This window comes from Sphingopyxis sp., from assembly GCF_036402335.1.
Lineage (GTDB): Bacteria > Pseudomonadota > Alphaproteobacteria > Sphingomonadales > Sphingomonadaceae > Sphingopyxis.
The window spans coordinates 1-9,824 of record NZ_DASWTD010000309.1 but is presented as its reverse complement, the minus strand read 5'-3'; the positions used below and the strand labels follow the sequence as shown (position 1 = coordinate 9,824).

11 protein-coding genes are annotated in these 9,824 nt (G+C 66.3%); 3 read left to right on the top strand and 8 right to left on the bottom strand.

The window, feature by feature from the left end:
- Positions 1 to 59: 59 nt before the first annotated feature.
- A complete protein-coding gene (locus VGD20_RS09585) occupies positions 60 to 632 on the top strand; it encodes a hypothetical protein (protein ID WP_331134223.1) in 573 nt (190 codons plus the stop codon).
- 50 nt (positions 633 to 682) lie between these two features.
- Complete coding sequence (rmuC, locus tag VGD20_RS09580) at positions 683 to 2,035, top strand: DNA recombination protein RmuC (protein ID WP_331134222.1); 1,353 nt, start codon at positions 683 to 685, stop codon at positions 2,033 to 2,035.
- 417 nt (positions 2,036 to 2,452) lie between these two features.
- On the opposite strand, the gene VGD20_RS09575 is transcribed toward rmuC, so the two are convergent.
- The 8 genes from VGD20_RS09575 to VGD20_RS09540 all read right to left on the bottom strand — a co-directional run bounded on the left by VGD20_RS09575 (position 2,453) and on the right by VGD20_RS09540 (position 8,626).
- On the bottom strand, positions 2,453 to 3,163 hold the full coding sequence (locus VGD20_RS09575) for an META domain-containing protein (RefSeq protein WP_331134221.1): 711 nt from the start codon (positions 3,161 to 3,163) through the stop codon (positions 2,453 to 2,455).
- 161 nt (positions 3,164 to 3,324) lie between these two features.
- Positions 3,325 to 4,131: an RNA methyltransferase gene (locus VGD20_RS09570; protein ID WP_331134220.1), complete on the bottom strand. Its 807-nt coding sequence runs from the start codon at positions 4,129 to 4,131 to the stop codon at positions 3,325 to 3,327.
- Between the two features lie 4 nt (positions 4,132 to 4,135).
- Positions 4,136 to 4,414: an HPr family phosphocarrier protein gene (locus tag VGD20_RS09565; protein ID WP_077145441.1), complete on the bottom strand. Its 279-nt coding sequence runs from the start codon at positions 4,412 to 4,414 to the stop codon at positions 4,136 to 4,138.
- Positions 4,411 to 4,839 carry a PTS sugar transporter subunit IIA gene (locus VGD20_RS09560; RefSeq protein ID WP_331134219.1) on the bottom strand — a complete coding sequence of 143 codons (429 nt, stop codon included), beginning with the start codon at positions 4,837 to 4,839 and terminating at the stop codon, positions 4,411 to 4,413. The genes VGD20_RS09565 and VGD20_RS09560 overlap by 4 nt, the downstream gene beginning before the upstream one ends.
- 14 nt (positions 4,840 to 4,853) lie before the next feature.
- Positions 4,854 to 5,792, bottom strand: coding sequence for an RNase adapter RapZ (gene rapZ / locus VGD20_RS09555; protein ID WP_331134218.1), 939 nt, complete (start codon positions 5,790 to 5,792; stop codon positions 4,854 to 4,856).
- A gap of 10 nt (positions 5,793 to 5,802) precedes the next feature.
- The gene (locus VGD20_RS09550) at positions 5,803 to 6,249 is read right to left on the bottom strand and encodes a serine kinase (RefSeq protein WP_331134217.1); all 447 of its coding nucleotides are present in this window, start codon (positions 6,247 to 6,249) and stop codon (positions 5,803 to 5,805) included.
- Between the two features lie 54 nt (positions 6,250 to 6,303).
- A complete protein-coding gene (locus VGD20_RS09545) occupies positions 6,304 to 7,923 on the bottom strand; it encodes a sensor histidine kinase (protein WP_331134216.1) in 1,620 nt (539 codons plus the stop codon).
- Positions 7,916 to 8,626, bottom strand: coding sequence for a response regulator transcription factor (locus VGD20_RS09540; RefSeq protein WP_331134215.1), 711 nt, complete (start codon positions 8,624 to 8,626; stop codon positions 7,916 to 7,918). The genes VGD20_RS09545 and VGD20_RS09540 overlap by 8 nt, the downstream gene beginning before the upstream one ends.
- A 259-nt stretch (positions 8,627 to 8,885) precedes the next feature.
- On the opposite strand from VGD20_RS09540, the gene VGD20_RS09535 reads away from it, so the two are divergent.
- A partial coding sequence (locus tag VGD20_RS09535) for a phosphoenolpyruvate carboxykinase (ATP) (RefSeq protein WP_331134214.1) occupies positions 8,886 to 9,824 on the top strand: 939 nt, incomplete at its 3' end.

The window sequence follows — 9,824 nt, the reverse complement described above, 5'->3', positions numbered from 1 at the left end:
GGGGCGTACCGGTCATTTGGGGCTAGCCTGACAAAGCCTGTCCATCCTATGGGGCCTTGGTGGATGATTTCGAATTCGTCTTTGCGCTCTACAGCCTGCTGCTTGGCCTCTCGATGGTCGAGCTTCTCGGTGGGCTCGGCCGCGCGATCGAGGTGCGTTTTGCCGCCGAGGCCGAGCGCGAAACCTTTGCGATCGGGTGGCTGACCCCGCTGCTTGCGATCTTCGTGATGCTCGACCTGCTCTCGTTCTGGAGCGCGGCATGGATCGCGCGCGGCGACATTGCCGTGTCGAGTACTGCCCTGCTCGCTGTAGCGGCTTTCGCCAGCGTCTATTTCCTTGCCGCGCGTCTTGTCTTCCCCTCGCATCCCGAAGGGTTCGCGAATCTCGACGTTCATTATTTCCGCGTCCGGCGGATCGTTCTCGGGCTGCTGCTGGTGCTGCTTGGCGCGCAGCTGGCCTATTATGCGTCGCAGCCCGATCTGGCGGCGGCTCTGGCGCGGCCGCTCGCGTGGGTCATGACCATCGTGCTGGTTGCGCTGATGGTCGCCGCCATGTGGGTCAAGGATCGCCGCTGGAGCATCGCGATCCTCGCCGCGCTGGTCGTCCGCTACGTCATCATCTATCTGCTCTGACCGGAATTACCGACTAGCCAGACCGGCGGCGTTCGTCCTATGTTCCCCGGATGGATGGAACATCGCTTGTTGTCGCCCTTGTTGCCCTCGCCGTCGGTGGCCTGATCGGCTGGCTTTTCGCCGGCCGCCAATCGGGTGCGCTCAAGGCCGAACGCGACGGGCTAGCGGAGCGGTTCAAGAGCGCGGTCACCGATCTTGCGACCGAGGCCGAGGCGCGCAAATCGGCCGATATCCAGCTCGCCGCCTTGCTTAGCGAGCAGAAGGCGCGTGACGAGGCGCATGACGCGCAGATCGCGCAGCTCAGGGACGCGCAGGCCACGCTGACCGCGCAGTTCCGCGAAGTCGGACAGGCGATGCTCGACGGTGCGCAAAAGGCGTTCCTCGACCGCGCCGAAGCGCGCTTCAAGGAAAGCGAAGCGACCGCGGGGCAGAATCTGAAGGCGTTGCTGAACCCGGTCCATGACCGGCTCGAGAAATACGAGGCGGCGGTAGCGAAAGTCGAGGCCGAACGGCGCGACGCCTTCGGCCTGCTTCACGGCCAGATCGCGGCGATGCGCGAGGGTACGGAGCGCGTGTCGAGCGAGGCGGCGAAGCTCGTCAACGCGCTGCGCAACGCGCCGAAGGCGCGCGGACGCTGGGGCGAGCAACAGCTTCGCAACGTGCTCGAAAGCTGCGGGCTTTCCGAACATGCCGACTTCCAGACCGAGGTGAGCGTCGAGGGCGATGGCGGAAGGTTGCGTCCCGACGTCGTCGTGCGCGTGCCCGGCGGGCAGAATCTCGTGATCGACGCCAAAGTGTCCTTGAACGCCTATCAGGACGCGTTCGGTGCGGTCGACGAGCGCGAGAAGGCGGCGCACCTCGCTGCCCACGCCGCGGCGATGAAGGCGCATGTGAACACGCTCGGCGCCAAGGCCTATTGGAACCAGTTCGACGACACCCCCGATTTCGTCGTGATGTTCGTGCCGGGCGAGCATTTCCTCGCCGCCGCGCTCGATCAGGATGCAGGCCTCTGGGACTATGCGTTCGAGCGCAAGGTGCTGCTCGCGACCCCGACCAACCTCATCGCGATCGCGCGCACCGTCGCGGCGGTGTGGCGGCAGGAAAAGCTGGCCAATCAGGCGCGCGAGATCGCGGCGCTGGGCAAGGAACTCTACGCGCGCATGTCGGTGATGGGTTCGCACATCGCCAAGGTCGGGCGCAATCTCGATCAGGCGACGGGGGCGTATAACGCGTTCGTCGGCAGCTTCGAATCGCAGGTGCTGACGCAGGCGAAACGCTTCGAGGCGCTCGATATCGAAACCGGCGACAAGGAAATTCCTTCGCTGCCCGTCGCCGAACAGGCGGCGCGGCCGCTGGCGAAGCTGGCGTCGGCACCCGCGGCGGTCAACGACGCGGGAGAGTGACAGCACGTCGATTCCCGGCGATTGCATCGGTCGGCTGAGGGCGGGTTTCGGCCGGAAGCTGCCGATAGAGATGTGCACCCCGGCGAAAGCCGGGGCCCAGAGCGTAATCGCGCAATGCTAGCCTTCTGACGCCATGGACCCCGGCTTTCGCCGGGGTACACAAGGGACAGCTAACCACCCCAATCGGACGCCTGCAAATAAGCCTTTCCTACAATATCCGGCTATGCCAGCCTTTATCGCGGCTCTTTCATCTGGTGCATAAAACGGTTGCTGGCCAGTTTGTGCCAAGCAGTCACGGCTGGTCGCTTCCCGCACTCCGCAAGGTCAAATCGGGCCGCACACAAGGCTGACCTTTACTGACCTTTGGAGATTGCTGCACCGGCCGCCGCCGCTCCCCACCCCAAAGCAGACGAGGGCTCAGATCGACCGCCGCAACACAGCGGTTTTCCCATCGCTTGCCGTCAGAACCAGCGTCCCGTCGGTCGGAAAGCTCAGGCCGACCGGGCCGCGCATCAGCGCGAAGAATGCATTCTCCTGCGTCATGCCGGCACCCGGACAGGCCATCTCGGTCGCCATCAGCGGTCCTGCGGTCAACCTGCGGCCCTCGACGGCATAGCTGCCCGAAAAACGGTTACAGCCGGCGCTGCCGCTGAGCCGCGTCCCGTCGAATATCAGCGAAGTCGGCCGGTCGGCCGCGACATCAACGCCGCCGATCGACGCGAAGGTCCAGCTGGTGCCCGCAAGCTCGGCGGGCGGCAGGATGGCGCCGCCGCATCCCTTCACGCTCTTGCCGTCGGCGGTCACGGTCACCGTGTCACGATAGCGCCGGTCGCTCATCCCGTCGCTGCACGCGCCGTGGGTGACGTCGACGGTCAATCGGTCGGTGACATAGCGTTTGCCCGTGGTGCTCGGCTCGGCGCCGGGGTTCGGCACCATGATCCTGGTCTCGCCATAATCGCCGGCATAGTTGAGCCGCGCGTCGGTGATCTCGAGCGTCCAGCCGGGCTCGGTGCCGAGCGCCATATAGGCGGCGGGCTGTTCGCCGGGACCTTGCGGCGGCGATTCGGCAACGGGCGCGCAGGCGGCCAGCGCCAAGAAAAGGGCGAGCATGGGAGCGGGCTTGAGCATCTGGAAACTCCTGTGTTCCGTTCGTGTCGAGCGAAGTCGAGACACCCATCGACATCGCGCCGCGCCGAGGGGCATCTCGACTTCGCTCGATGCGAACGGGTGAGGAGGTTGCCTAATAGCATGAAGCTGGCGGCGGGCTTAACCGAAACGCCGCCTTGTGCTCAGCTGCGCCGCTGGTTCAACACCTCATACGCCATCACCGCGGTCGCCACCGCGGCGTTGAGGCTGTCGGCCTTGCCCATCATCGGCATCTTGACGCGCACGTCGGCGGCGGCGGCATATTCGGGCGGCATGCCCTGCGATTCATTGCCGGTGAGGATGAAGGTCGGCGCGGCATAGCGCACCGCCTGATAATCCAGCGTATCGTCGCCGAGCCAGGTCGCGACGAGCTGGCCTGGACCCTGCCGCAGCCAGGGCAGGAACTCGTCCCAATGCGCTACGACGAGCTTTTGCGTGAAGATCGCCCCCATGCTCGCGCGCACCGCCTCGACCGCATAGGGGTCGGTCGATTCGCCCAGGAGGATCAGCCCGCCCGCGCCGACCGCATCGCCAGTGCGCAGCATCGTGCCGAGATTGCCCGGATCGCGCAGCCGCTCGGCGACGAGCCAGATCGGCGCCGCGTCGCGGTCGAGCTCGGCGAGCGTCGCCCGGGGCTCGGCATAGATGCCGACGACGGTCTGCGAATTGTCCTTGCCCGACAGTTTCGAAAGGATCGCCGGGGTCGTGTCGACGACCTCGCCGCCCGCCTTCATCGTATCGGCGACCAGCGCCTGTGCCAGCGGGTGCGCGTCGCCGTCGGGGCCGAGGAACAGCCACTGTGGCAGCACGCCCGCCTCGCGCGCCTCGGTCGCGATGCGGAGCCCTTCGGCGAGGAACAGGCCCTCGGCGCGGCGATGGCGTTTCTCGCGCAGCAGCCGCATCCGCTTGACCAGCGGGTTCGACAGGCTCTCGATGGTCGAACGGCGCATGCCGTCAATCCTCGCCGAAGCTGTCCTTGACCAGCCCGACGAGTTTCAGCAACGCGGCGTCGGCGCCGTCGCCCTTTGTGTGGATCGTGATCGAATCGCCCTTTGCGGCGCCCAGCATCATCAATCCCATGATCGAGGTGCCGTTGACGCGCGATCCGCCCTTTTCGACCTCGACCGACACCGTTTCGGGCAGGCGGCTGACGAAGGTTACGAACTTGGCGCTCGCGCGCGCGTGCAGTCCGCGCTGGTTGGTGATTTCGACGGTTTCGGAATTTTCGCTCAAGGGCCGACTCCCAGCATTTCCGACGCGACCGAGATATATTTCTGGCCGGCTTCCTTGGCCGCGATCACCGCGGCGCGAAGTTCCATCGTCTTGCGCGCACTTTCGAGACGGATCAGCATAGGCAAATTGACCCCCGCGATCACTTCGGTGCGGCCCGATTCGAGCAGGCTGATCGCGAGGTTCGACGGCGTGCCGCCGAACAGGTCGGTCAGCATGACGACGCCGCGGCCTTCGTCGACCTTGCGAATCGCGTCGGCGATTTCGCGGCGGCGCATCTCCATATTGTCGTTGGGGCCGATGCACACGGTCGCGACCGCGCGCTGGGGCCCGACGACATGCTCCATCGCACGCACCATTTCCTCGGCAAGGCGGCCGTGCGTGACGAGCACCATTCCCAGAAGCGGCAGAGCCTTATCGTTCGGCATGCAGTCGTCGACCCTTATATATTGCCGCCGGGCGTGGCAGCCGTGGGCGGGGGCTTGCCCTCAAGCCCATCTTGCGGGGCAGAGTCAAGATTGCGGTGAATGACCGTCGGATTATGACCCGCTTCGCGGAGGCGCTTTGCCACGCGTTCGGCGACATGCACCGACCGGTGGCGGCCGCCGGTGCAGCCGAAGGCGATCGTCACATAGCTTTTGCCCTCGGCCCGGTAACGCGGCAGCAAGGCGATCAGCAGCGCCTCGATCTGCGCGACGGTCGCCTCATAGGCGGGATCGGCGACGATATAGGCCGAAACCGCAGCATCGAGCCCGGTGCCGGGGCGCAGCTTCGCGTCCCAGTGCGGATTGCGCAAATAGCGCATGTCGAACACCAGGTCGGCGTTGCGCGGCAGCCCGCGCGCAAAGCCGAAGCTCATGACGTTGAGCACGGGCTCGTTCTGCCAGACGTCGGCGAAGCGCTGGCGCACTTCCTGTTGCAGGTCGTTGCTGCTGTAGTTGGTTGTGTCGATGACATGCTCCGCCCAGCGGCGGAGCGATTCCATCATCTCGCGTTCGCGCGCGATACCGTCGGCGGCAGGGCGATCCTCGGCGAGCGGGTGACGTCGCCGCGTTTCCGAAAAGCGCCGCTCGAGCTCGGCACCCGCGCAGTCGATGAACAAGGTCTGGACGTCGCGTCCGCCACTTTCGCGAAGCAACTTGATCTGTTTCACCAGCCGTGCGGGTTTGAACCCGCGGCTGCGGCTGTCGATCCCGACCGCGAGCGGACGCGTTGCGTCGCTGCCCTTCGCCGGCGCCGCGATCAAGGCTTCGAGCAAGGCGAGCGGCAGGTTGTCGACCACCTCCCAGCCCAGATCCTCGAGCACCTTGAGCACGGTCGATTTGCCCGCGCCGGACAGGCCGGTCACCAGCAGCAGGCGGGGTTCGGCGGCGCCGGTCATGGGCGGTATCTCATTCGGCACCGGCCAGCCGGTCGAGCGCGAGCAGAATCTTGATCGGGGCGGAGGCTTCGAACGCCGAGAGCATGAGTGCGGGCAAGGCATGGCCGGCAACGGTTTCGGCCTGCCGTTCGGACGGCATGCGTTCATAGCGCTCGGCAAGGCGCACCGCGAGCGCCAGCGGCACCGGTGCGGTCCAGCGCTGTTCGACGATGCCGAGGCCGCGCACTTCGATCTTGCCGGCGAGTTCGGCGGGCGGACGGCACCATAATCGGCCGCGGTCGAACCAGATGTCGCAGCGGTCGTCGGCGACGAGCCGCGCGCCGCGATCGATCAGGCGCAACGCAAGGTCCGATTTTCCCTGCCCCGACAGACCGAGCAGCAGGATGCCCCGGCTGCCCGCCGCGACGCAGCTCGCATGGATATTGACGATATCGGGTCTGGTCCGGCTCGGAAGCATGGACGCACGCTTACCGGCGACGAAGCGGTGCCGCAAGGCGATAGGACGCGGCCGTCAGCCCGATTCTGTCCCGCCTTCGCGCGCCGGCAGGGTGATCAGCAGGCTGCCGCCTTGCTTGCCGTCGTCGCGATCCTTGGCGTTGATCGTACCGCTATGCCCCTCAACGATCGTCCGGGCGATCGCGAGGCCGAGGCCGCTGTGGCGTCCGAAGGCCTCGCCCGCCGGGCGTTCGCTGTGAAAGCGGCGGAAAATGGCGTCGCGCTGCGCGGGCTCGATGCCGGGACCGTCGTCGTCGACCTTCACATGCACCTCGTCGCCGAGACGGGTCGCCGAGATGCAGACGAGGCCGGTGGGGGGCGAAAAGCTGATTGCATTGTCGATCACATTGTCGATCGCGCGTTCGAGCCGGTGGCCGTCGCCCATCACCGTCGTCGTGCCCTTGCGCGGGCGGGCAAAGGCGACGCGCGGCTGCGGCGCGTCGGCATCGACGCGGGCCGCGCGCGATGCGAGCATCGATTCGATCATGATGCCGACGTCGATCGGTTCGAAAAGCGTTCGGGATAGCTGCGCGTCGACGCGGCTTGCCTCGCTGATGTCGTTCACCAGCCGGTCGAGCCGGCGAACATCCTCGTCGGCGATCGCGAGCAGTTGCGCGCGCTGCTCGTCGCTCTTGACGCGGCCGAGCCCCTCGATCGCCGAGCGGACCGAGGCGATCGGGTTCTTGAGCTCGTGCGTCACGTCGGCGGCGAAATGTTCGCCGGCGTCGATGCGTTCGCGAAGCGCCTGCGTCATGTCGGACAGCGCGCGCGCGAGCGTGCCGATCTCGTCGCGGCGACTCGGCAGGCGCGGCACGACGACTTCGCGCGCGCGTCCCAGCCGGACGCGCACCGCGGCGCGCGCCAGCCGGCGCAGCGGCCGCACGATGGTGCGCGCGAGAAACAGCGAAAGCAGCACCGAGGCGAGCAGCACCACGAAAACGACCACCGCGATACGGAAGCGTTCGGCGCGCACCGTGCGTGTGATGTCGCGCGCATTGAGCGTCATCAGCACGGTCTGCGGTTCCTCGAGGTCGACGACGCGCGCCGCGCTGAGCAGGGGCGTCCGCTCGGGGGCATAGCGGAAGCGGCTCGTCGCGATGTCGCCGGTCTGCGCTTCGACGACTTCGGGCCAGGCGCGCGCGACGTCCGCCCGGGGTTCGGAAAAGTCGGGATAGCTCGGCGCGCCCACGATCCAGTCGATGCCGCGGTCCATCGCGCGCGCGGCATCGCGCTTCCATGGCTGCAGGTCGGGATCGCGGAGCGTATAGGTGGGCGGTCCGGTCTCGAAGCTGTCGGAGATGCGCGTCCCGTCGGCGGCGTAGAAGCGCAGCCGCGATTCGGTCGCGGCGGTAAATTCGTTGATCAGTTGCGCGCGCTGGTCGGGCCGCGCGGCCTCCAGCGCATTGTCGAACATCGCTAGCTGGTCCTTCATCACCTCGATGCGCGTGTCGACGAGGCGGCTGCGATAGGTGTCGAGATAATAGAAGCCGCCCGCGAGCAACGCGACCGCGAGGATGTTGACCGCGAGGATGCGCGTCGTCAGCGACCAGCGCGCCGACCAGACGAGCGGCGATTCCTCCTGCTCGGCGATGCTCGCGTCGGGCTTGAGCGCGGCGGATCCTGAGGCGTCAGGCATCGTCGGCAAAGCGGTAACCCGCCCCGTAAAGGGTGGCGATCGCGTCGAATTCGGGATCGACCTCGCGGAACTTGCGGCGCAGCCGCTTGATGTGGCTGTCGATCGTCCGGTCGTCGATATAGACGTCTTCCTGATAGGCGGCGTCCATTAGCTGGTTGCGGCTGCGCACGATGCCGGGCCGCGCCGCGAGCGTTTCGAGGATCAGGAATTCGGTGACGGTCAGCGTGACGTCCCTGCCGTCCCAGCTGACCTTGTGGCGCGCGGGGTCCATTTGCAGCCGCCCGCGCGTGATCGGTTCGGCGACGGGCTCGTCATCCTCGCTCGGCGCATTGCGATTCAGTTCGACGCGGCGCAGGATGGCGCGGATACGCGCAATGACCAGACGCTGCGAAAAGGGCTTGGCGATATAGTCGTCGGCACCCATCGCGAGGCCCAGCGCCTCGTCGATCTCGTCGTCCTTGCTGGTCAGGAAGATGACGGGAAGCTGGCTCTTCTCGCGCAGCCGGCGCAGCAGCTCGAGCCCGTCCATTCGCGGCATCTTGATATCGAAGACCGCAAGGTCGGGCGGATTGTCGATCAGCGGCTTCAGCGCCGCCTCGCCATCCGAATAGACGCGGGTCACGAATCCCTCGGCCTGCAGCGCGATGGACAGGGATTGCAGGATGTTGCGGTCGTCGTCGACCAGCGCGATGGTTGCCGTCATGCTCTTTCCGTTGGCGAGGCTTCAGGGTCCTGACCCTGGGGCAGAGCTAGCCGATCCGATCCCGACCGACAACTGCCACGGATGGCCGCGCGGCGCCGCGAGAATCTTTTGACCTCAACCACCATCCTCGCTAACGCGGCCGGGATTTACGGAATCGGCGGCCACGTCGGCACCCATGTATATGCGGGCCAACCCATTAGTGCGCTAAGCATTGCATAGGTATGCAGAGACACCGCCGGACAAGGAAAGGCGAAGGCAAATGACCAAGGTTGTGATCGGCAACAGCAGCGTGGAAACGCAGGCGGATGTTGCGGAAAACTGGGGCACGTCGGCGCTGATCGAAGATGCCATCCGCCACGGCGAAGGCCTGCTCGCCAAGGACGGCCCGCTTGTCGTCGAAACCGGCAAGCACACCGGCCGCAGCGCCAAGGACAAGTTCATCGTCCAGGACGACGAGACGCGCGATACTATCTGGTGGGGCAAGACCAACGTCCCGATGACCCCCGATCATTTCGCGGCTTTGAAGGCCGACTTCTTCGCGCACCTCGCCGCGCGCCCGCGGCTGTTCCGCCAGCAGCTGTTCGGCGGTTCGCAGCCCGAACACCGCGTCGCGGTGCAAGTCGTCACCGAATTCGCCTGGCACAGCCAGTTCATCCGCACACTTCTCTGCCGCCCGACCGTGGCGGAACTGGCGGCGTTCGCGGCCGAATATACGATCATCGATCTGCCGAGCTTCCGCGCCGACCCGGCGAAGCACGGCACGCGCACCGAGACTGTCGTCGCGGTCAATTTCGCCGAGAAGCTCGTGCTGATCGGCGGCACGCAATATGCTGGAGAGATGAAGAAGTCGGTGTTCGGCATCCTGAACTATCTCCTCCCCGTGAAGGGGGTGATGCCGATGCATTGCTCGGCGAACATCGGTCCGGACGGCGACACCGCGGTCTTCTTTGGCCTCAGCGGCACCGGCAAGACGACGCTCTCGGCCGACGCCTCGCGCACGCTGATCGGTGACGACGAGCATGGCTGGTCGGACACCGCGGTCTTCAATTTCGAGGGCGGCTGCTATGCCAAGATGATCCGCCTCTCGCCCGAGGCCGAGCCGGAGATCTACGCGACCACCAAGCGCTTCGGGACGATCCTTGAGAACGTGGTGATCGATCCCGGCACGCGCGAGATCGACCTCGACGACGCCAGGTTG

Bases quoted from the DNA above. Each gene is read 5' to 3' on its own strand.
- rmuC (WP_331134222.1), top strand. From the start codon at position 683: ATGGATGGAACATCGCTTGTTGTCGCCCTTGTTGCCCTCGCCGTCGGT.
- VGD20_RS09575 (WP_331134221.1), bottom strand. From the start codon at position 3,163: ATGCTCAAGCCCGCTCCCATGCTCGCCCTTTTCTTGGCGCTGGCCGCC.
- VGD20_RS09570 (WP_331134220.1), bottom strand. From the start codon at position 4,131: ATGCGCCGTTCGACCATCGAGAGCCTGTCGAACCCGCTGGTCAAGCGG.
- VGD20_RS09560 (WP_331134219.1), bottom strand. From the start codon at position 4,839: ATGCCGAACGATAAGGCTCTGCCGCTTCTGGGAATGGTGCTCGTCACG.
- rapZ (WP_331134218.1), bottom strand. From the start codon at position 5,792: ATGACCGGCGCCGCCGAACCCCGCCTGCTGCTGGTGACCGGCCTGTCC.
- VGD20_RS09550 (WP_331134217.1), bottom strand. From the start codon at position 6,249: ATGCTTCCGAGCCGGACCAGACCCGATATCGTCAATATCCATGCGAGC.
- VGD20_RS09545 (WP_331134216.1), bottom strand. From the start codon at position 7,923: ATGCCTGACGCCTCAGGATCCGCCGCGCTCAAGCCCGACGCGAGCATC.
- VGD20_RS09540 (WP_331134215.1), bottom strand. From the start codon at position 8,626: ATGACGGCAACCATCGCGCTGGTCGACGACGACCGCAACATCCTGCAA.